This is a genomic window from Lactobacillus nasalidis (genome assembly GCF_016587775.1).
Lineage (GTDB): Bacteria > Bacillota > Bacilli > Lactobacillales > Lactobacillaceae > Lactobacillus > Lactobacillus nasalidis.
This window is the reverse complement of the sequence record NZ_BOCG01000017.1, coordinates 1-294: the sequence shown is the minus strand read 5'-3', so window position 1 is coordinate 294 and position 294 is coordinate 1. Positions and strand designations below refer to the sequence as shown.

The 294-nt window shown below is 59.5% G+C and carries 1 pseudogene; it reads left to right on the top strand.

The features are described 5' to 3' along the window. Positions 1-294, top strand: a pseudogene (locus tag lacNas_RS00155) (rod shape-determining protein MreD); the annotation flags it as partial.

The following is a 294-nucleotide window of genomic DNA, read 5'->3' as shown; positions in this document are numbered from 1 at the left end:
TGGCGTCGTTTCTGACCTTTATTTCTGGGGCGTCATCGGCATCTACACCTTTGTCTTGCCGGCCCTGTCAGCATTTGGCCGCTGGTATTCGCGGGTTTTCCCGGAGCTGTTCGTCTTCCGCCTGCTGGGCAACGTCCTGGCGATTACCGTCAGCTGCCTGTACGTTTGGCTGGTTTTCCGCCTGCTGGGCTGGACAACGCAGACTTTTCCGGAAACCGGCTACGTCCTGCTGTATACAGCAGGCTGGACGGCCGGCATCAGCCTGCTGACTTACTGGCTGTGGGCCAAGCTGGC